At 67.2% G+C, this 20096-nt stretch carries 16 protein-coding genes; 3 read left to right on the forward strand and 13 right to left on the reverse strand.

Annotated elements, in window-relative coordinates; translation table 11 throughout:
* Positions 1-3: 3 nt before the first annotated feature.
* From ABDW31_RS10125 to ABDW31_RS10170, 10 genes are all read right to left on the reverse strand, one after another.
* Positions 4-1104 (reverse strand): M48 family metallopeptidase, encoded by a 1101-nt coding sequence (locus ABDW31_RS10125; RefSeq protein ID WP_343698609.1) that lies wholly within the window; start codon positions 1102-1104, stop codon positions 4-6.
* A gap of 1 nt (position 1105) precedes the next feature.
* Positions 1106-2191 carry a DUF898 family protein gene (locus tag ABDW31_RS10130; RefSeq protein WP_343698610.1) on the reverse strand — a complete coding sequence of 362 codons (1086 nt, stop codon included), beginning with the start codon at positions 2189-2191 and terminating at the stop codon, positions 1106-1108.
* 346 nt (positions 2192-2537) lie between these two features.
* A complete protein-coding gene (gene metH, locus ABDW31_RS10135) occupies positions 2538-5207 on the reverse strand; it encodes a methionine synthase (RefSeq protein WP_343698611.1) in 2670 nt (889 codons plus the stop codon).
* Complete coding sequence (locus ABDW31_RS10140; RefSeq protein ID WP_343698612.1) at positions 5207-6211, reverse strand: D-alanine--D-alanine ligase; 1005 nt, start codon at positions 6209-6211, stop codon at positions 5207-5209. The genes metH and ABDW31_RS10140 overlap by 1 nt, the downstream gene beginning before the upstream one ends.
* A gap of 12 nt (positions 6212-6223) precedes the next feature.
* On the reverse strand, positions 6224-7300 hold the full coding sequence (locus tag ABDW31_RS10145) for a homocysteine S-methyltransferase family protein (RefSeq protein WP_343698613.1): 1077 nt from the start codon (positions 7298-7300) through the stop codon (positions 6224-6226).
* A complete protein-coding gene (gene bla, locus ABDW31_RS10150; RefSeq protein WP_343698614.1) occupies positions 7297-8187 on the reverse strand; it encodes a subclass B3 metallo-beta-lactamase in 891 nt (296 codons plus the stop codon). Before bla ends, ABDW31_RS10145 begins: the two co-directional genes overlap by 4 nt.
* Positions 8184-9128 carry a methylenetetrahydrofolate reductase [NAD(P)H] gene (gene metF / locus ABDW31_RS10155; protein ID WP_184721206.1) on the reverse strand — a complete coding sequence of 315 codons (945 nt, stop codon included), beginning with the start codon at positions 9126-9128 and terminating at the stop codon, positions 8184-8186. The genes bla and metF overlap by 4 nt, the downstream gene beginning before the upstream one ends.
* Positions 9125-10096 carry a metalloregulator ArsR/SmtB family transcription factor gene (locus ABDW31_RS10160; RefSeq protein ID WP_184721207.1) on the reverse strand — a complete coding sequence of 324 codons (972 nt, stop codon included), beginning with the start codon at positions 10094-10096 and terminating at the stop codon, positions 9125-9127. Before ABDW31_RS10160 ends, metF begins: the two co-directional genes overlap by 4 nt.
* Before the next feature lie 43 nt (positions 10097-10139).
* Positions 10140-10514, reverse strand: a complete 375-nt coding sequence (locus ABDW31_RS10165) for a VOC family protein (RefSeq protein ID WP_343698615.1) — start codon at positions 10512-10514, stop codon at positions 10140-10142.
* Positions 10515-10580: 66 nt separating this feature from the next.
* Positions 10581-11321 (reverse strand): 3-oxoacyl-ACP reductase family protein, encoded by a 741-nt coding sequence (locus ABDW31_RS10170; protein ID WP_343698616.1) that lies wholly within the window; start codon positions 11319-11321, stop codon positions 10581-10583.
* Positions 11322-11401: 80 nt separating this feature from the next.
* Here ABDW31_RS10170 and ABDW31_RS10175 point away from each other — a divergent pair, with 80 nt between their 5' ends.
* Together ABDW31_RS10175 and ABDW31_RS10180 are read left to right on the forward strand one after the other, a co-directional pair.
* Positions 11402-12034 (forward strand): TetR/AcrR family transcriptional regulator, encoded by a 633-nt coding sequence (locus ABDW31_RS10175; protein ID WP_343698617.1) that lies wholly within the window; start codon positions 11402-11404, stop codon positions 12032-12034.
* Positions 12035-12515: 481 nt separating this feature from the next.
* On the forward strand, positions 12516-13136 hold the full coding sequence (locus ABDW31_RS10180; protein ID WP_343698618.1) for a hypothetical protein: 621 nt from the start codon (positions 12516-12518) through the stop codon (positions 13134-13136).
* 166 nt (positions 13137-13302) lie between these two features.
* On the opposite strand, the gene ABDW31_RS10185 is transcribed toward ABDW31_RS10180, so the two are convergent.
* Both ABDW31_RS10185 and ABDW31_RS10190 read right to left on the reverse strand, forming a co-directional pair.
* Positions 13303-14265, reverse strand: coding sequence for a 2-hydroxyacid dehydrogenase (locus ABDW31_RS10185; RefSeq protein WP_343698619.1), 963 nt, complete (start codon positions 14263-14265; stop codon positions 13303-13305).
* 133 nt (positions 14266-14398) lie between these two features.
* Positions 14399-14950, reverse strand: coding sequence for a type 1 glutamine amidotransferase domain-containing protein (locus ABDW31_RS10190; protein ID WP_343698620.1), 552 nt, complete (start codon positions 14948-14950; stop codon positions 14399-14401).
* 149 nt (positions 14951-15099) lie between these two features.
* Between ABDW31_RS10190 and ABDW31_RS10195 the strand changes: the two genes are divergently transcribed.
* Positions 15100-15510, forward strand: a complete 411-nt coding sequence (locus ABDW31_RS10195) for a hypothetical protein (protein WP_343698621.1) — start codon at positions 15100-15102, stop codon at positions 15508-15510.
* 4 nt (positions 15511-15514) lie between these two features.
* Here the strand turns inward: ABDW31_RS10195 and ABDW31_RS10200 are convergent, their stop codons facing one another.
* Positions 15515-19942, reverse strand: coding sequence for a hypothetical protein (locus ABDW31_RS10200; RefSeq protein WP_343698622.1), 4428 nt, complete (start codon positions 19940-19942; stop codon positions 15515-15517).
* Positions 19943-20096 lie beyond the last annotated feature (154 nt).

Below are 20096 nucleotides of genomic sequence, written 5' to 3' on the forward strand. Positions count from 1 at the left end.
ATTTTACCGCACGCCGTTACGCGATTTGGGTTTTGGCGGATCCACAATGCTGCACACCCGGTCCAGCACCATCCAGTCTCGGTCGGACATCGACGGCTGGCCCGGGCGCATGGCGCGGCGGGCCTTTTCGGCGCGGCCGGCGGTGTCGGGATGGGTCTGGAACCATTCGGCCGCCTGGCGCAGGCGCGGGTCGTCGCCGCGATGGGCCAGCCGCCCGAAGAAGTCGGCCATGCCCTCGGTCGAGATGTTCTCGGCCTGCAGGATCTCGATGGCGCGGTCGTCGGCCTCCGCCTCCAGCTCGCGGCTGAAGCGATGATCGGCGAAGCCCCCGGCCAGCACGATCAGCTGCTGCCCGGCCCCGCTGCCGCCGCCGACCACGGCGTCCAGCAGCAGGCCCGCGCCCATGGCCCGCCAGGCGGCCTGCATGGCGTGGCGGCGCTCGACGTGGGCGATCTCGTGGGCCAGCACGGCGGCCAGCTCGTCGGGGCCCCGCGCCGCCTCGATCAGCGGACCGGTCACCAGGATCGTGCCGCCCGGCAGGGCGAAGGCGTTGACGAACGGCGCGCGCACCGCCCGCACCCGGATCTCGAACGGACTGTCCGCGGCCTCGCCCAGCCGGCGGCCCAGGTCGCTGAGCAGTTCTGCAGACCGCGTGTCGGCCTTGCACGGGCGGAACGGCACCCGCAGCTGGGCTTCCATGTTGGCGCCGAAGCGGGCCTCCAGCTCGGGCGGGGTGCGCATGGCCAGAGGGCGGGCGGCCATCGGTATGCCGACGAAAACCGCCGCCGCCACCGCCAGCCCCGCCGCGGCCAGGCCGCCGACCAGGGGCCATTCCCGCCCCCGGCCCCGCTTGGCGATCTCGCGGTGCGAGCGGCCGGACGCAGCGCGCCAAGCCTCGGCCTCGACCACCAGCCGGGCGTCCTCGTCGCCATGGGTCAGGGCGTAGCGGCCGTCGTTGCGCAAGGTTTCGCGCACCGCCGCCAGCGGCCAGTCGACGCCGATGGCGGCGTCGTCCAGCGCCTGGGCTCGTACCCGCCCGGCCTCGACCACGATGCGGGCCGGCCAGGGTCGCGCGACCCGCCCATCGAACAGCAGCCCGTCCACGTCAGAACGGCGAGACGTCGAAGGCGTCCGCCAGGCCCTCGCCGGTCTTGGGCCCCCGCGGCGCCTGCTGAGCCTGGTCCAACGGGGCGAGACCGGCGCTGGTCAGGCGCTCGATCATGAACTTGGCCGACCGCGCCATGGCCACCGGCTGCAGGAAGCCCAGGCTGAGCACCAGGAGCAGCACGTTGGTCAGCGACAGGGAGAGCAGCTCGCCCGCCTTGATGTCCAGGCTCAGGCTGGCGTCGCCGAAACGGATCGAGGCGGCGGTCTCGCGCATCACGGCCGCGTGGTAGGCGGCCGAGGCGATGACGATCACCAGGGCGTAGACGAAGGCGTAGCCATAGAGCTTGACGATGAACATCGCGCCGGGCTCGGTCCCGGTGCGGCCCATCTCCATGAAGGTCGGGATCATCGCCGCGATCAGGGCGAAATAGCCGATCAGGCCGACGACCCAGGCGATGGCGAACGGGCCGTAGAGGTTGTGCTTGTTGGCGCGCTTCCAGGTCACCGGCTGGTCGCCATAGCTCATGGCGCCCCAGATCCGCTCGGCCAGGCGCATGGTCATGGCCGGGCTGAACCAGCCCAGGGTGACGCCGTTCAGCAGCGCATAGCCCAGATAGGTTGTGCCGTACTTGGACGCCTTGCCGCGCAGCTGAAAGCGTACGCCGCGCCAGACCGTGCGGCTGGCCATGTAGCGCCAGGTCATGAACACGGCCATGCCGATCAGCAGGATCGCCACGATGTAGACCGGGATCATCAGGAAGCCGAACAGCGGATTGACGAACTGGATGGCCAGCACCAGGGCCAGATAGGGCACGCCGATCAGCAGGGTGGCCATCAGGAAGCCCAGGAACAGCTCCTTGCCCCGGCCGGTATATTCGAAGGGCTCGCCGTTCAGGGTGACGTGCGACCAGACCCGCCGCCGCACCTCGGTCTTGCCCCAGAAGCGGTACAGCGTCAGCGTGACGATGTTCAGCAGACCGTTCTTGAGGCTAAGGCCGATCAACGACCCCGGCGCGATCGTGTTGCCGAAGGTCAGTGTCTCGCCGGTCGTCGGCGTCGACACGGGCGTATGCGCACCGTCCATGAAGCTCCTCGAAAGCCACCCTGCCCGCAGAATGCGCGGACAGGGCGAGCCTCTTGGGATTTCACGACAAGGTCAACCTTAGATGGCTCTTAAAACTCTCTCTCATGGAGAGGCCCAAAACACCCGTTTCCCCGGCGAAGGCCGGGGCCCAGATGGAAGAGTGCTGGGGCGGGTTCTATGGATGCTGCGCCTATCCCGTCAGCCTCGGCGCTTCGAGAGCTGGGCCCCGGCTTTCGCCGGGGAAACGGATAGGGGCTCAGGTCTCTCCGGCCAGCGGTGAAACCCTCTCCCCCTCCCACCGCTTCGCGGCGGGCCCTCCCTCTCTCCATGAGAGAGGGCTTCCAACTTAAGCCGCCTCCCCGCGCGCCCTTGCCGCCGGGTCGTAGTTGAGGATCGGCGACAGCCAGCGCTCGGCCGTGGCGACATCCCAACCCTTGCGGGCGGCATAGTCCTCGACCTGGTCGGCGTCGATCTTGCCGACGCCGAAATAGTGCGCCTGCGGATGGCTGAAGAACAGGCCCGAGACCGCCGCGCCGGGGGTCATGGCGTAGCTCTCGGTCAGCTTCAGGCCCGTGGCGGCCTCGGCGTCCAGCAGCTTGAACAGCGTGCCCTTCTCGGTGTGGTCGGGCTGGGCCGGATAGCCGGGCGCGGGGCGGATGCCCTGGTACTTCTCGGCAATCATCCGCTCGACGTCGGCGTCCTCGTCCCCGGCGTAGCCCCACAGTTCCGTGCGGACCTTGTGGTGCAGCCACTCGGCAAAGGCTTCGGCCAGGCGATCGGCCAGGGCCGAGGCCATGATGGCGTTGTAGTCGTCGCCGGCCGCCTTGAACTTGGCGACGATCTCGTCCTCGCCGTGGCCGGCGGTGACGGCGAAACCGCCGACATAGTCGCCGCCCTGCCCGATCGGCGCGACGAAGTCCGACAGCGCCACGTTCGACTTGCCCGCGCCCTTGTCCATCTGCTGGCGCAGGGTGTGGAAGCGCGAGAACTCCGCCGTGCGGCTCTCGTCGGTGTACAGGACCACGTCGTCGCCCTGGGCCTGGGCAGGCCAGAAGCCGACCACGCCCTTGGCCCCGAACCAGTTCTCTTCCAGCACCTTGCTCAGCATGGCGCGGGCGTCGCGATAGAGGTCGGTGGCGGCCTGGCCGACGACGTCGTCCTCCAGGATCTGCGGATAGCGGCCGATCAGTTCCCAGCTGGCGAAGAATGGCGACCAGTCGATGAATGGCTCCAGCTCGGCCAGGGTCGGCTCGAACACGCGCGTGCCGATGAAGGCCGGCTTGGGCGGCGCATAGCCGGCCCAGTCGATGGCGAAGGCGCGCTTGCGAGCCTCCTGGATCGACGCGCGCGCCTTGACAGTCTGGCCGCGCAGATACTGCTCTCGCACCTTGACGTACTCGGCGCGGGTTTCGGCCACGACCTTGTCCTTGTCGGTCTCCGACAGCAGCGAGGAGACCACGCCCACCGCCCGGCTGGCGTCGACAACATAGGTGGTCGCACCGCGACGATAGGCCGGCTCGATCTTCACCGCGGTGTGGGTGCGGCTGGTGGTGGCCCCGCCGATCAGCAGCGGAATGTCGAAGCCCTGGCGCTCCATCTCGGCGGCCACGAACACCATCTCGTCCAGCGACGGGGTGATCAGGCCCGACAGGCCGATCATGTCGACCTCGTGCTTCTTGGCCTCTTCCAAGATGCGGTCGGCGGGCACCATGACGCCCAGATCGACGACCTCGTAGTTGTTACACTGCAGCACGACGCCGACGATGTTCTTGCCGATGTCATGGACGTCGCCCTTCACCGTGGCCATCAGGATCTTGCCGGCCGCCTTGCGGGCCTGGCCTTCCTTCTCGGCCTCCATGAACGGTTCCAGCCAGGCCACGGCTTGCTTCATGACGCGGGCCGATTTCACGACCTGCGGCAGGAACATCTTGCCCGAGCCGAACAGGTCGCCGACGACGTTCATGCCATCCATCAGGTGGCCTTCGATGACGTGCAGCGGCCGCGCGACCGACAGGCGCGCCTCCTCGGTGTCGGCGTCGATATATTCGGTGATGCCGTGGACCAGGGCGTGGGTGATGCGCTCATTCACCGTGCCCTCGCGCCAGGCCAGGTTAGCCTGCTGGACCTGGCCCTTCTCGCCCTTGTAGCGCGGGGCCATGTCGACCAGGCGCTCGGTGTTGGAGACGTTGGTCCGCTGCGGACGGTTGAGGATCACGTCCTCGACGGCCTCACGCAGCTCGGGATCCAGCGCGTCGTACACCGGCAGGTCGCCGGCGTTGACGATGCCCATGTCCATGCCGGCGTTGATGGCGTGGTACAGGAACACCGAGTGGATCGCCCGGCGCACTGGCTCGTTGCCACGGAAGCTGAACGAGACGTTCGACACCCCGCCCGACACGCGGGCGTGCGGGCAGCGCTTCTTGATCTCGCGCGTGCCTTCGATGAAGTCGACGGCGTAGTTGTCGTGCTCCTCGATCCCCGTCGCCACGGCGAAGATGTTGGGGTCGAAGATGATGTCCTCGGGCGGGAAGCCGACCTTGTCGACCAGGACGCGGTAGGCCTTCTCGCAGATCTCGATCTTGCGGGCGGCGGTGTCGGCCTGGCCGACCTCGTCGAACGCCATGACCACCACGGCCGCGCCATAGCGCAGGCACAGCTTGGCCTGCTCGATGAACTTGGCCTCGCCTTCCTTCATCGAGATCGAATTGACGATCGCCTTGCCCTGGACGCACTTGAGGCCCGCCTCGATCACCTCCCACTTGGAGCTGTCGATCATCACCGGCACGCGGGCGATGTCGGGCTCGGCGGCCATCAGGTTCAGGTAGGTGATCATCGCCTGCTGGCTGTCCAGCAGGCCCTCGTCCATGTTGACGTCGATGACCTGGGCGCCGGCCTCGACCTGCTGGCGGGCGACCGACAGGGCCTCGGGGTAGTTGCCCTCGACGATCAGCTTCTTGAACTTGGCCGAGCCGGTGACGTTGGTGCGCTCACCGATATTGACGAAGACGGGACGCATTACGAGGCAGCCTTTCCGGCGCGAGCCACGCCCAGCGCGATCTGGCCGCGCAGGAAGTCGGCGAACGCGATCCCCTGGGCCTTCAGCGCCTTGGGGAACAGCGACGAGGCGGTCAGGCCCGGCAGGGTGTTGGTTTCCAGATAGACCAGGCCATGCTCGGAGACGATGAAGTCTGAGCGCGAATAGCCCCGGCAGCCCAGCGCCTTGTGGGCCTTCAGCGCCTGGGCCTGCAGCTCGGCGTTGACCTCCGGCGCGAACGACGCCGGGCAGATCTCGACCGTGTCCTTGGCCAGGTACTTGCTCTTGTAGTCGAACTTGTCGCCCGACGGCCGGATCTCGACCGGCGGCAGGGCGATGACCTCGCCGCTGGCCAGTTCCAGCACGCCGCAGGTGGCTTCCAGGCCGCGCACGAACGGCTCGATGACATAGGCCTGCTCGGCCGCCGCCTTCAGCGCCGCATCCAGGTCGCCCGGGGTGTCGACGAAGATCAGGCCGTAGCTGGAGCCGTCCTCGGACGGCTTGGCGATCAGGCGGCCGTACTTGGCGAACGCCGCCTCGGCATCCTCGGCGGAAATGTTCTGGGGGACCGAGACGCCGGCCTTTTCGACCACGTCCTTCGCCCGCGTCTTGCTGAACGCCAGCCAGCTGGCGTGCGAGCCCGAACCGGTGAAGGCCACGCCGCGCGCCTCGCACAGTTTCTGCAACCGGCCGTCCTCGGACGAGCCGCCATGCAGGCTCAAGAGCAGCGCGCGGTCTTCGCGGGCGGCCAAGTCCAGGGCGGTTTCGAGGTCGCCGATCGGCGCGCCCTCGGTCGGCAGGTCCAGTTCGAACGGTCGGTCATGGCCCAGCAGCACGGCCTGGCTGGCGACATAGACGTTGCCGTCCGGCGCCCAGAACCACAGGTCGGCGTCCGGCAGGGTCCGCGACAGACCCTGGGCGCTGGCCACGGCCACGAGGCGCTCGCGGCTCTCGCCGCCGAAGAGGATGGTGGTGCGCATGGTCATCGGGCTCAGGCTTTAGGCGAGTTCGAAGGGTTCGAGGCCGGCCAGGCGCATAGCCTTCGGACGCTCGGGGATCTGGCGCGGGGTGACGCCGCGCACTTCGTCGGCCACGTGGCGGATGTGGTCCGGCGTGGTGCCGCAGCAGCCGCCCAGGATGTTGACCAGACCGTCCTTGGCCCATTCGTGAAGGGCGTGGCCGGTCTCGTGCGGCTCCTCGTCGTACTGGCCCATGGCGTTGGGCAGGCCGGCGTTGGGATAGGCGGCGACCAAGGTGTCGGCGATGCGGGCCATCTCGGCGATGTGCGGGCGCATCAGATCCGCGCCCAGGGCGCAGTTGAAGCCCACCGCGAACGGCTTGGCGTGCTTGATCGAGTTCCAGAACGCCTCGGCCGTCTGGCCAGACAAGGTGCGGCCCGAGCGGTCGGTGATGGTGCCGCTGATCCAGATCGGCAGCTCCTCATGGCCCTCGTCGCGCAGGTCCAGGATGGCCTTGATCGCCGCCTTGCAGTTCAGGGTGTCGGTGATGGTCTCGATCAGGAAGAGGTCGACCCCGCCCTGATAGAGCGCGTCCACCTGCTCGCGATAGGCCTGATAGACCTGGTCGAAGGTCACCTTGCGCGCGCCGGGGTCGTTCACGTCCGACGACATCGACAGCATGACGTTCAGCGGCCCGATCGAGCCGGCGATGAACTTCGGACGCGCCGGGTTCTCGACGTTCCAGCGGTCGGCCACCGAGCGGCCGATCTTGGCGCCCTCGAAATTGATGTCCCACACCTCCTGCTGGCCCAGGCGGTAGTCGGCCTGGGCGATGGTGGTGCCCGAGAAGGTGTTGGTCTCGGAGATGTCCGCGCCGGCCGAGAAATAGGCGTCGTGCAGCTCGGCCACGAGATCCGGCCGGGTCAGGCACAGGATGTCGTTGTTGCCCCTCATCTGGCCGTCGTAGTCGGCGAAGCGCTCGGCGCGGTAGTCGGCCTCGGTCAGGCCCTTCTTCTGGAACATCACGCCCCAGGAGCCGTCGAGGATCAGGATGCGTTCCTTAGCGGCGGCCTTGAGAGCGGCGACGCGGTTGGCGCGAATGGAGAGGTCGGTCATCGCGGGGCCTTGCCGGCGGCGGCTTCCTGCCGCGCCAGTTCCTTTTCGAAGTTGGCTTCGTAGCGGTCCGTCAGGCGGGCCAGCTCGGTCGGATCGATGAAGGCGTTGGCGTCGCCACGCAGCATCCGCTCGCGCTTGGCCACCAGGTCGCCCTGCTCCTCATGCGAGGGCAGCATGACGTCGGTCGGCAGGCTGCGCATCGTGGCGAAGGTCGCGCGATAGTCGGCGACGATGTTGCGATGCTCCCTGTTGTCGATCAGCTGGTTGCCCGCCACCGACATCGAGCAGTTGAAGGTCACGTTCAGCGGCCGGCCCTTCTCGGTCACCGCCATGGTCCAGGTGGTGCAGCCGATCGAGTGGCCAGGCGTCAGGTGGGCGACCAGCTGGTTCTCGCCCAGGCGCAGCCTCGTCCCGTCGCCGAAGCTCTTGTCGACCTTGACCGCCGGGAACGGCGTTGGGCCGTTGCTGTTGAAGCCGATGTGGTGGCCCGCCTCCAGCGCCGGCTTGTCCAGGCGCGAGGCCCACAGCTTGGCGCCGGTGTCGGCCTTCAGTACGGCCAGGCCGCCGGCGTGGTCGAAGTGAGCGTGGGTGTTGATCAGGATCTTCACGTCGGCCAGCTGGAAGCCCAGTTGCTGGATGGCGCGCTCGACCAGCTTGCCGCCGTCGGTCGAGGGTCCGCCGTCCAGCAGGATGTGGCCTTCCGACGAGGTGATCAGCCAGGCCGGCAGGCCCTCGGACCCCACGTAGTAGATATTGCCGACCACGCGGTACGGCTTGATCGGGCGCACCCAGTTGGCGTTGTCGTCGCCATAGGGATTGGCGGGCTGCTGCTGATGCGCCAGGGCCGGCGTGGCCAGCAGGGCGGCGGCGAGGATAAGCGCTTTCATGCGGCGGCCTCCGTGGCGGCGGTCGGGGTCTCGCGGACGCCCAGCACGCGGCAGATCGCGTAGACCAGGTCGGCCCGGTTCAGGGTGTAGAAGTGGAAGTCCTCGAACCCCTGCTCCTGCAGCTTGGCGCACATCTCGGTGGCGACCGAGCAGGCGATCAGGCGGCGGGTCTCGGCGTCGTCGTCCAGCCCTTCGAACAGGTTGGCCAGCCAGCCCGGGATCGAGGTCCCGCACGCCGCCGACATCTTCTTCAGGCCGTTGAAGTTGGTCACCGGCATGATGCCCGGCACGATCGGGATGGTGATCCCGGCGGCGCGGACCTTGTCGACATAGCGCAGGAAGACGTCCAGATCGAAGAAGAACTGGCTGATGCCCAGGGTCGCGCCGGCGTCGACCTTCTGCTTCAGCACGTCGATGTCATGCTCGATCGACGGGCTTTCCGGGTGCTTCTCGGGATAGACCCCGACCAGCACCTCGAACGGCGAGATGCCGCGGATGGCCTTGGTCAGTTCGGTGGCGTTGGCGTAACCGTCGGCGCGCGGGACATAGACCCCGCCGATGCCGCCCTCGCTGGGGGGCGGATCGCCGCGCAGCGAGACGATATGGCGAACGCCCGTCTCCCAGTACTCACGGATGACCTCGTCCACCTCCTCACGACTGGCGCCGACGCAGGTCAGGTGGGCGGCCGGCTTCAGGCTGGTCTCGTCCAGGATGCGCTTGACCGTGCGGTGGGTGCGCTCGCGGGTCGAGCCGCCGGCGCCATAGGTCACCGAGACGAAGGCCGGATCCAGCGGGGCCAGACGGGTGATCGCTTGCCACAGGTTCTCTTCCATCGCCGGAGTCTTGGGCGGGAAGAACTCGAACGAGACGCGAGGACGTCCTGTGCGTTCGCCGGCGCGGGCGACAGGACCGATCACGCGGCGGGTGGGCGGAAGGGTCATGCGGCGTTCCTTGCGGCGACAGCTGGGCGGCGGGCCGTCCAGATCTTCACGGTCAGCCCCTCGGCCGAGGCCGGCGGCAGGGCGATATTGCTTTCCAGGGCCAGGCCCGCGGCCTCGATCCAGGGGATGATCTCGGCGTCCTCGAAGCCCAGGCGACGATGCTGGTGCACCTCGCGCAGGAACTCGTGGTCGTGCGGCGCGAAGTCGGCGATCAGCAGCAGGCCCCCGGGCGTCACCAAGCGCGCGGCCTCGGCCACGGCGTTGGCGGGATCCGACAGATAGTGCAGCACCTGATGGACGGTCACCAGGTCGGCGCAGCCGCCCGGCAGGCCGGTGCGGAAGATGTCGCCATGGCGCAGCTCGCATTGGGCCAGGCCAGCCTTGGCCACCTCGTCGCGGGCGATGTTCAGCATCTGCTGCGACAGGTCCAGACCCAGGGCGTTGCTGGCGCGCTTGCCCAGCAGGGTCAGCATCCGACCGGCGCCCGCGCCCAGGTCGACCAGCTCGTCGAACGGCCCCTCCCCGGTCGCGCGCAGGATGGCCGCCTCGACCTCGGCCTCGTCGACGTAAAGCGAGCGGATCTCGTTCCAGCGCGCGGCGTTGCGGGCGAAATAGGCCTGGGCGTCGGTCGAGCGCTCGGCCCGCACGGCGGTCAGCTTGTCGGCGTCCAGGCGGACGACGGGATCGGTGTCGTCGATCAGGTCCAAGGCCTGCTCGACCAGGAACCGGCCCGGCGACTTGGCGGCCAGGCGGTAGAACACCCAGGCCCCGTCCGGAAACCGCTCGACGAGGCCCGCTTCGGCCAGCAATTTCAGGTGACGCGAGACGCGCGGCTGGCTCTGGTCGAGGATGCGGCACAGTTCCAGCACCGACAGCTCCTCGGCCGCCAGCAGGGCCAGAAGGCGTAGGCGCGTCGACTCGCCGGCGGCGCGCAGCACCTCGACGACCTGTTCGGCGGTAAGCTTCATGAGGACATAAAGATATCTTTATGTCCGATTTGGCAAGAGAATATTATGCCTCAGAGCTGGGCTTTGCGGGCTCCCAGAGCTCAATCTTGACCCCGGCGGGATCCAGCAGCCAGGCAAATCGCCCCATGCCGCCCTCGTCCTGTTGGCCCAGGGCCTCGACGCCCTCGGCGGCGGCCTTGGCCAGCACGCCTTCGATATCATCGACTATGAAATTGATCATGAACGGCGCGTCGGACGGCGCGAAATACTGGGTGTCGGCAGCGAACGGCGACCAGTTGGTCGTGCCCTTGGGCTGCTTGAAGATCGCCCCGCCCCAGTCGTGGATGTCGAAGCCCAGCACCCGCGCATACCAGTCACGCACCGCGGCCGGGTCCTGCGCCTTGAAGAACACCCCGCCGATCCCCAGCACCTTGGCCATGGCCTGCTCCCATACCGCCGCCTCCGCTGATCCTAGCAGAGACGGCGGCGGGAAGATCAAGGGCGCTTAGGCGTTGGCGCCGCCGTCCACGGTCAGCACCGAGCCGTTGATGAACTTGGCGGCCGGGCTGGCCAGGAAGGCCACGGCCTCGGCGATGTCGGCCGTCTCGCCATAGTGGCCCAGCGAGGTCAGGTTGCGGATGACCTCGGCATGGTCGCCGTCGGCGGGGTTCATGTCGGTGTCGATCGGGCCCGGCTGCACCAGATTGACGGTGATGTTGCGCGGACCCAGCTCCCGCGAAAGCCCGCGATTGAAGGCCAGCAGCGCCGACTTGGTCATCGAATAGACCGTCGAGCCGCCGAACGGCGCGCGCTCGGCCAGGCACGAGCCGATCGAGACGATGCGCCCGCCCGACTGCAGGTGCGGAATCGCCGCCTGCGAGGCCAGCACCACGCCGCGCACATTGACGTTCAGCTGGGCGTCGATGTCGTCCAGGCTGATGTCGTCAACGTCGCCATAGCGGGCGATGCCGGCGTTGTTGACCAGGATATCCAGCCCACCCAGCTGCGCGGCGGCGTCATCGACGGCGCGCTTGACCGCCGCCGGATCGGCGCTGTCGGCCTGGATGGCGAAGGCGCGCCGCCCCTGCCCCTCGATCGCCCGCACCACCTCGGCCGCCCGGTCCGCCGAGCGCTCGTAGGTGATCGCCACGTCGGCGCCCTTCCGGGCCAGCGCCAGGGCGATGCCCGCGCCGATGCCCCGTGATGCCCCCGTCACCAGGGCGCGTTTACCAACCAGTTCGCTCATCGGAAAACCTTTCTGTATCGACCGATACAGAAATAGCTGGGCGCGTTGCGGCCCGGGTTCAAGGGATTATATATCGATCGATGCAAAATTCTGATCCACAGGCCGCGCGCGGGCGCGGCAGGCCTCGCGCCTTCGATCGGGAGGACGCCCTGGCCAAGGCCACGCACCTCTTCTGGCGCAAGGGCTACGAGGCGACCTCGATCTCGGACCTGACCGCCGCCATGGGCATCGGCTCGCCCAGCCTCTATGCGGCGTTCGGCTCGAAGGAAGCGCTCTACATGGAGGCGCTGGGCCACTACCAGGCCCGCTACGAGGCCTCGGTCTGGGGCCGCTTCAACACCGCCCCCACCGCCCGGGCGGCCGTCGAGGCGCTGCTGATGGACTCGGCGGCGGCCCTGACCGGCGCCCTGCCCGGCACCCCGAACGGCTGCATGGTCACCCTGTCCTCGGTCGCCGACCACGCCGAGATCGCAGACCTCGTCCGCACCGCGCGCGGCGTCACCCTGCAGCGCCTGGAGACCCGCCTGACCCGCGCCGTCGCCGCCGGCGAGATCTCCGCCAGCCTCGACATCCGCGCCCTCGCCCGCTTCGTCCAGACCGTCCAGAACGGCATGTCGATCCTGGCCCGCGACGGCGCCCCGCGCGCAGAGCTTGAAGCGGTGGCCCAGGTGACGATGGCAGGTTGGGATAGCCGGGTGGCGGCGGAGGCGTAGAGCCTCGGAATGTCGGCCGCTGGGGTCGGGGTTGAATTTCGGGACCCGACCAATAGCGGACATTTCACCAAGCCCCTCTCTCATAGAGAGAGGGAGGGGCCCGCGCCGCAGGCGTGGGAGGGTGAGAGGTTATAATCCCTCCGGACCGGGCAGGACCAAGGCGGCGGGCGCAGGTCGCGGGACTGTCAGGACCGGCTGGGCCTTCTGCGCAACCCAAGTGAACAGGCTGAGGATCAATCGGTGAGCGGTGTAACCTCTCACCCTCCCACCGCTACGCGGCGGGCCCCTCCCTCTCTCTATGAGAGAGGGATTTGAACGTCCGCTTTCGGGTGCCCCACACCCCTAAACGCGTCCGCTATCGGAAAGGGGCGTTAACTCCGGTGGCGACCCTGAGCGGTCGTTGGCCTACCCGCTGGACCAAGTGACGTGATCGGCCGGCCGTAGCTGACCAAGGCAAAGCTTTACTGCTATGGACCCTAGAATGGATAGCTCAGGTTTCGCCACCTTTGAGGCGGCTTGGAATAACTTCCACAGCGGTCACGTTCCGGTCGCGCATGTAATGCGCCTCGCCAAGCTTCAGCACTGGCAACGCTTCCACTCACTGCCCGCATCTAAGCAGTATCCGGACACGAAAGAGGAAATGCGGACCGTCATCGCACGCGCCAACGCAATGGCTTACGCGACGCTGGGGCGCGAAGACGCATGGCTGGTGACATACTCTTTTGAGGATGATCACTTCATTGAGCCTCCGCCTGATGCGGACATTCGGCGCTGGCTCGAGAAGTCAGAGGCCACTCAGAAAAGGCGATTCCAGCGTTACCACATGCGCCCTACGGGCATGGCTTTCCACGATGATGAAGATGACGGCTCTTGGGTGATCCACGCTGCGCCCGTGCGCTGGGGTGACCGGCGCTTCATTCAACTGCTTAGGGAGATCGCTTTAGATGCGGCGCAGAGCAGTTGGCTCTGGATGTCGAACCGCACCGGAGCGGTTTTCGCGCCATACGACGGCGGGGCCGATCTCTTCTTACCTACCGCTGAGGGTGTTGATCAGCTTCGGGCTCGTTGGCGCGACTGGCTACCCGCTTTCCCAAGTGGCTAGTCATCTTGGCCAAGTTGCCGGGTCTAGTGTCCGCAAACCACCCTTCCCTTACCCATGCGATATCCGCTTGCGGGCGAAGCTCCAACGTCTGGCTTTGCGCTGCGACCCGATTTCAACACCTACACCCTAGCGGCCATCCAGGTCAGGCCACCTGAGAAGCGCCGGCCTAGGCCGCCACCGGCGTGGCCAGCGGTTCGCCGTGGAAGTAGCGCCGCAGGTTCTCGATCGTCAGGCCGACCATGGCCGGGATGCTGTCGACCGTCGCGCCGGCCGAGTGTGGGGTCAGGACGGTGTTGGGGACGTCGGCCCAGCGTTCGGCCGGGGTCGGCTCGTGCTCGAAGACGTCCAGCGCCGCCATGCCCAGGGTCCCGGCCTTCAGCGCCGCGATCAGGGCGTCCTCGTCGATCAGCGAACCGCGCGCGACATTGACGATCAGGCCCTGCGGCCCGACCGCTTCGATCACGGCCTTGTTGACGCTGTGGCGGTTGCTGGCGTCGGCGCGGGCGCAGACCACCAGAACATCGGCGTCCCGGGCCAGGGCCAGCAGGCTTTCGGCGCGCGGATAGCTGCTGTCCTTGGCGCGCGGCGCCCACCAGGCGATCTCCATGTCAAAGGCTTCCAGTCGGCGCGCCACCGCCTCGCCGATATGGCCTAGGCCCACGATGCCCGCCTTGCGGCCGCGCAGGCCCTGGCGCGGCGACATCCGCTCGCCCAGGCTCCAGCGCCCCGCGCGCAGGCGGCGGTCGCCCTCGACCAGGCCGCGCCAGGCCGCCAGCACCAGGCCCACCGCGTGGTCGGCGACGTCGGCGGCGTTCAAGCCGGTAGAGTGGGTGACGGCAACGCCGTGGGCCTTGCACCAGGGGACGTCGACGCCGTCATAGCCGACGCTGACGCATGAGATCAGGCCCAGCTTGGGCATCTCGGCCAGCATGTCGCGGCTCAGCGCGGTCTCGCCGACATGGACGATGGCGCGAACCTCCTGCCCTGGCCCTTCCAGGAAGGCCATGCGGTCCGGATAGTCCCACAGCCGATGGACGGTGTAGGCGTTCTCCAGCAACGGCTGCAGCCCCAACAGCATTTCGTGAGACAGAAGGACGTGAGGTTTGTCGGCCGGGCGGCTCTGGGGCATGCGTGTCTCCGTTGGGAGCCGGCCTGGATCGCAGCCGGCGGGACAGACGTCTTTTGCGAAACCAGGCTAACCCACTTTCGAAGCGCTTATCAAAAGCTAAGCGGCGCCCGCAGACGCCGCCTCGCATCACGGTCTAGTGACGGCTCTCGGCGAACTCTTCGACCATCTTGGCGCAGAAGGCCGGCAGGTCGTCGGGATTGCGCGAGGTGACCAGGCCATCGTCGACCACCACCTCGCGGTCGACCCAGCGGGCCCCGGCATTGGTCAGGTCGGCCTCCAGCGACGGCCAAGAGGTCATTTCCCGGCCGTCGACCGCGCCGGCGTTGATCAGGGTCCAGGGGCCGTGGCAGATCGCGGCGATTGGCTTTTTCGTCGCCACGAAGTGCTTGATGAAGTCGATGGCCTGGGGCTCCAGCCGCAGGGCGTCGGGGTTCATCACCCCGCCCGGCAGGACGATGCTGTCATAGTCCTCGGGCTTGGCGGCCGACAGCTCGCGGTCGACCGGCACGGCGCGACCCTTGTCATGATGCTCCCAACCCTGGATCTGGCCGCCCTTGGGCGAGACCACCTCGACCTGTGCGCCCGCCGCCTTCAGCGCCTCGACGGGCTTTTCCAGTTCCGACTGTTCGAAGCCGTCGGTGGCCAGGACGGCGACCTTGCGGCCGCGGAGGGTCTGGGTCGTCATGGGGAACGCTCCTTGCGGTAGGGGAGCCTCCACAACCCGGCGCGAGCGAGCCGGTTCCGCCGCACAAGGCCAAGCTGTGAACCGCCCGGCCGCCCCGCGGGTTTTGCTCATGGCGCCAAAAAGACGCCGTTCTCCCCTGGAGACCTTCCATGCTCACGAAGATGCTCGCCGCGACGGCGGCGCTCACCCTGGCGGCCGGCGCGCCCGCGCTCGCCGCGCAGAAGGCGGCCCCGCAGGGCGGCCCCAAGCAGCCGATCCCCTATTCGCAACTGGACGCCTACGCCAAGGCCTCGCCGAAACTGCGGGCCAGCAAGGACTGGTGGGCCGGCTCGACCCAGGCTGAGACCGGCCTGTCCACCGACACCTCGGCGGCCGCCCCGATGTCGACCCAGCCGTCCAGCACCAGCTCGGGCGACACCGCGGTGAACCCGACGCCGATGGCCGCGCCGCCCAGCCTGCCGTCCACGCCGCCGACCGACACCGACCCGGCCCGCGCCGCCGATCCCATGCCCATGACCCCGGGCACGGTGCCGACGGTCCCGCCGATGCAGCCGAAGTAACGGCCTAGCCGCCGTAGACGAAGTCGGCCTTGTAGTAGCCGTTGGCCGGATCGATCAGGTTCACCGCATACGGCGCCGAGCCGTCGGCCAGGTCCGTCAGCCAGGCGTCGTTCGACCGCGCGAAGACCCCGACGTTCTCGGTCGCGGCCGCTGCCAGCAGGAAGCCGACCATCGCCGCCTTGGTGCCAATGCCCTCGGCCGGATCGCCGCTGAAGCTGGCCAGGAACGCCACGCGCCCTTCCAGCAACTGCGTGACCTTGGCGTCGTTCGGCACGCTGCCGAAGATGACGCCATAGGCCTTCCGCGTGGCCTCAAACAGGGTCAGCGAGCCGTACTCAGCGGCGAAACTGTCCTTGGCCTCGCCATTGCGGCCGAGGTTCATGGCGAAGTTGATGTAGCGGTTCACCGTATTAAACTTGGCGTAGACCTCGCTGTTGAGGTTGCTGGGATTCCAACCCGGAGCGACGAGGTAGGCGAATCCCGTGGCCGTCGGGACCTTACCCGTGAAGAATTGGTAGGTCATCGACGCGACCGATGTCGTGGCGTCCGCGTGCTCGACGATGGCCTTCGTCACATCGGCCGCGGACATGGCTCCGGAGCTCCACTTTTCCAGCAGCGTCTGTGAAAGTGCGGTCAGCGTCGGCGTTAGGGTCGTCTGGCGCAGAATATAGTTGAACTGCTGCGCGATCGCCTCGGCGGACGGCGGCGGCCCAAACACGATCTTCTCGACATTGATCAGGCGATCGACACCGTCCGGCGAACCAAAACGCAGGTCCGTCACGGTGACCGAACCGTCCGCGTTCTGGACGACCGAATAGTCGTTCATCATCCCGTAGAAGCGCGCCGTATCCGTGCCCGCGCCCCCGTCGATCGTGTCGTTCCCCGCGCCACTGATGAGGGTGTCGTCACCATCGCCCCCACTGAGGACGTCGTCACCTGCTCCGCCGTCGAGGATGTTGGCGACGCCGTTGCCGGTCAGGGTGTCGGCGTAGCTCGATCCCTTCAGGCCCTCGATGCTGGTCAGGGTCTCGACGCCGCCGCCTCGGGTGTTCTGCAGGCCCGTACTGCCGAGATCGACGATGACGCCCGAGGTCGCCCCTTCATAGGTCACGGTGTCGTAGCCGGAACCGCCGTCATAGGTGTCGTCGCCCTCGCCGCCGTTCAGAACGTCGTCGCCGGCCCCGCCGATCAGCGTGTCGCTGCCAGAACGGCCGTTGATGACGTCGTTGCCCGCGCCGCCGTCCAGACGATTGGCGTAATATCCGCCCTCGAGCTTGTCGTCGAAGGCCGAGCCGATCAGGTTTTCGATCCTGGTCAGGATATCCCGGCCTGCGCCCTTGGTGTCCTGCTCCCAGTATTGGCTTTCGAGGCTGACGGTCACAGCCGAGGCGGCGCCGCTGTAGTCCGCGGTGTCTTCACCCGCGCCGCCGTCGAGATAATCGTTGCCTACCCCGCCGATCAGCCGGTCGTCGCCATCGTCGCCATAGAGATAATCGTCGCCCGCGCCGCCATCGATGACGTCGTTGCCGATAAAGCCGTAGATCTTGTTGGCCTTGTCATCGCCCACCACCACGTCGGCCTTGTCGGAGCCCGAGATCCAGTTGGCCTGTAGGTCGATCGTTACCACCGTCGCGCCGGGCAGAAGCAGCAGGTAGCGACCATCCGCGGAGACCGTCACGCGATCGCCCAGCGCCGTGACGCCCGAGTTCCATTCGATGGGGCCATAGGGAATGTGAATGGCGCGCTCGATCGACCAGTCCTGAGTTGAAAGCTGCAGAACGCGCTGATTGTCCTTATCGACGACGAACAGCTTGGAACCGTCGGCGCTGAAGGTCAGTCCCTGGATCGCATCGGTCAGGAACGGATGGATCTTGGCGAGGTCGGCGACCTGGTTGCCGGCGAGGTCGAAGACACGCGCCTCATCCCAGCCGACCATAGTCATCAGCTTGGCGGTCGCCGAGATCGCCTGGACGCCCGCGTTGAAGAACCCGCCAAAGGCCTTCTGCGTGATCGTCTTCGACGCGACGTCGTAGACGTACATCGGCGAACTGGAGATATCGCTGGGGACGAACAGGATCTTGGATCGGTCGGCCGAGATCGTCAGCGCACCGTTGGCGCCGTAGCCGTTCGCGGCGCTGAACTGACCGGCGACCGGGTCCAGAGTCCAGAGCGCGCTCTGGCTGCCCTCGATCCCGGTCTGGGTGAGCACGACCTTGCCATCCGCGCCGACCGCGATGTCGCGGAAGCCTCTGCCATTGCCGGAGACCTGGGCGATGTAGTCGGTCACCATGCCGGTCACCGTATCCAGTCGGTGAACCTTCGCCTGCCCCTCGAAGAAGGGCTCCGGATTGGTCTGCTTGAGCTCGCCGATCACGAAAAGATACCGGCCGTCCGGCGACGCGTCCAAGGCCCCGACGACCTCGCCGATCTTCCACCGCCCTGTGAGGTCGCCGGTCGCGATGTCGAAGGCGTCGACATAGCCGCCCGAGGCGGCCGAGAAGATCGTCTTGCCGTCCGCGCTGATCGTCGCGGGGTATCCGTTGCGGGCCGTGACCATGCGCACCACGTCCGGCGTAACGAGCGTGCCTACGGTGGTGGTGGTGTCCGGCGGCGAGAGCGATACGGTCTTGTCGCTGAACTTCAGAAACTCGATGTTCAGAAGGGTGTCGACGCCGTCGCCACTGGCGCGGGTGTCGCGCACGGTCCAGGTTCCATTGGCGTTGCGCGACCAGTTGTAGCTGGTGGAGGCGCCGCTGTAGATCGCGGTGTCGGCCCCGCCCTTGCCGTCGATGATGTCGTCGCCGCCACGCCCCTCGAACGTGTTGTCGCCATCCGAGCCGATCAGGATGTCGCGATATCCCGCGCCCCTGACGCCTTCGATGCCGATCAGGGTGTCGACGCCGCCGCCGCGCGTGTTCTGCGCGCCCGTCTTGCCAAGATCGACCTGAACGCTGGCATAGACATCCTCGAAGGACACGATGTCGAAGCCGTCGCCGCCATCGGTGATGTCGTCGCCGTAGCCGCCGAGCAGCGTGTCGTCGCCGATCTCGCCGCGCAGTACATCGTCACCGGCATTGCCGTAGAGGATATCGTTACCGCCGCCGCCCATGAGAACGTTGGTCCCGTCCTGAGCGGTCAGCGTGTCATCGAAGGCCGATCCCTTGATATTCTCGATCGAGATCAAGGAGTCGCGGCCCATCGGACCGGCGTCCTGATTGTAGTAGTTCAGAAGAAGGTTCACGCCTCCGGTCGCGGCGCTGTAGTCGGCGGTGTCGATCCCTGCGCCGCCATCCAGCATGTCGTCGCCCAGGCCGCCAACCAGAATGTCGTCCCCGGCGTCGCCGTAAAGCGTGTCGTTGCCCGCGCCGCCGACGATCACGTCGTTTCCAGCGAAGCCGAAGATCACGTTGGCGGCCGCATCGCCGGTCAGAATATCGGCTTTGTCCGTGCCGGCGTCCCAAGCCGCCTCGACGCTGACGGAGACCACCGAGCCGCCGGTCAGAACCAGCAGGTAGCGGCCATCCGCCGAAAGGTTCATGCGGTCGCCGTGGGCGCTGTCACCGAGATAGACGTCGCCGACGTCGATTCCGAGGCGGATGGAGCGCTGAACGGACCAGTCTGTCGTAGACAGCTGCAGGATCCGGTCGAACTGCTTGTCCAGCACGAACAGCTTCGAGCCATCGGCGCTGAACTCGACGCCGATCATGTTGAACTTGATCTGCGGCTGAACGGTCGTGACATCCACAACGAACTTGTTGTTTGTGGTGTTGAAGATCCGCAAGGCTCCGTACAGGGCCTGCGCCACCAGCCCGCCGGCGCTGGAGATCGCCTGCATCCCATTGTTGGAGTAGGTCGTGGGATCGGCGAACGTCGTCGTCGTCTTGCTGGCAACGTCATAGACATACAGCGCACCGCCTGGAGCGCCTTCGCCTCCGACGAGGATCTTGCCGCGATCTTCGGATACGGAAAGCGAGCCGGCCGGCTGACCGCTTACCCGGGTGAACTGACCGTTCGCCGCATTCAGGGTCCAGAGTTGCAGCGGCCCGCTGTAGGGCGAGCCTTGAGACAGAAGGATGACCCCGTCCTGGCCCCAGGCCGCGTCATAGAACCCGCCCTCTGACGCGACCACACCCGTGGAGTAGTCCTGGATTGCGCCTGTCGTCAGGTCCAGCCGGTGGAGAACCGCCACACCGCCCGACGGCTGCTGCTCGGCCGCGATCAAGTATCGCCCGTCGGGAGAGACATCCATGCCTGACAGGTTCGTCCCAAGCTTCCAGCGATTGATCACATCGCCCGTCGCGGCGCTGAACGCTGTGACCCACCCTTCGTTGTTGGAGACGTAGACCGTGGATCCGGACGCGCTGAGCGTCACGTCCCGTAAGACGCCATTGGTGATCGGCTTGATGGCGTCGGGCGCTGCAAGTGTGGACAAGACGCAAATTCCCCCTGGGGCGCGCAGCGCCACAAACGAACACAACCTTGAGATATTGTTCGCAACCTAAGGGGGCCCGGCGCACCCCGTCAACGGCGCAGCTATGACATGCGCGAAAGCCGCAACAAAAAAGGCTGTGGGTCGCCCCACAGCC

Source organism: Caulobacter sp. (assembly GCF_039596335.1).
In the GTDB taxonomy this organism is placed as follows: Bacteria; Pseudomonadota; Alphaproteobacteria; order Caulobacterales; family Caulobacteraceae; genus Caulobacter.

Excerpts from the sequence above, each read along its gene's own strand:
- ABDW31_RS10130 (WP_343698610.1), bottom strand. The coding sequence starts at position 2,191 with ATGGACGGTGCGCATACGCCCGTGTCGACGCCGACGACCGGCGAGACA.
- metH (WP_343698611.1), bottom strand. The coding sequence starts at position 5,207 with ATGCGTCCCGTCTTCGTCAATATCGGTGAGCGCACCAACGTCACCGGC.
- ABDW31_RS10140 (WP_343698612.1), bottom strand. The coding sequence starts at position 6,211 with ATGACCATGCGCACCACCATCCTCTTCGGCGGCGAGAGCCGCGAGCGC.
- ABDW31_RS10145 (WP_343698613.1), bottom strand. The coding sequence starts at position 7,300 with ATGACCGACCTCTCCATTCGCGCCAACCGCGTCGCCGCTCTCAAGGCC.
- bla (WP_343698614.1), bottom strand. The coding sequence starts at position 8,187 with ATGAAAGCGCTTATCCTCGCCGCCGCCCTGCTGGCCACGCCGGCCCTG.
- metF (WP_184721206.1), bottom strand. The coding sequence starts at position 9,128 with ATGACCCTTCCGCCCACCCGCCGCGTGATCGGTCCTGTCGCCCGCGCC.
- ABDW31_RS10160 (WP_184721207.1), bottom strand. The coding sequence starts at position 10,096 with ATGAAGCTTACCGCCGAACAGGTCGTCGAGGTGCTGCGCGCCGCCGGC.
- ABDW31_RS10165 (WP_343698615.1), bottom strand. The coding sequence starts at position 10,514 with ATGGCCAAGGTGCTGGGGATCGGCGGGGTGTTCTTCAAGGCGCAGGAC.
- ABDW31_RS10170 (WP_343698616.1), bottom strand. The coding sequence starts at position 11,321 with ATGAGCGAACTGGTTGGTAAACGCGCCCTGGTGACGGGGGCATCACGG.
- ABDW31_RS10175 (WP_343698617.1), top strand. The coding sequence starts at position 11,402 with ATGCAAAATTCTGATCCACAGGCCGCGCGCGGGCGCGGCAGGCCTCGC.
- ABDW31_RS10180 (WP_343698618.1), top strand. The coding sequence starts at position 12,516 with ATGGATAGCTCAGGTTTCGCCACCTTTGAGGCGGCTTGGAATAACTTC.
- ABDW31_RS10185 (WP_343698619.1), bottom strand. The coding sequence starts at position 14,265 with ATGCCCCAGAGCCGCCCGGCCGACAAACCTCACGTCCTTCTGTCTCAC.
- ABDW31_RS10190 (WP_343698620.1), bottom strand. The coding sequence starts at position 14,950 with ATGACGACCCAGACCCTCCGCGGCCGCAAGGTCGCCGTCCTGGCCACC.
- ABDW31_RS10195 (WP_343698621.1), top strand. The coding sequence starts at position 15,100 with ATGCTCACGAAGATGCTCGCCGCGACGGCGGCGCTCACCCTGGCGGCC.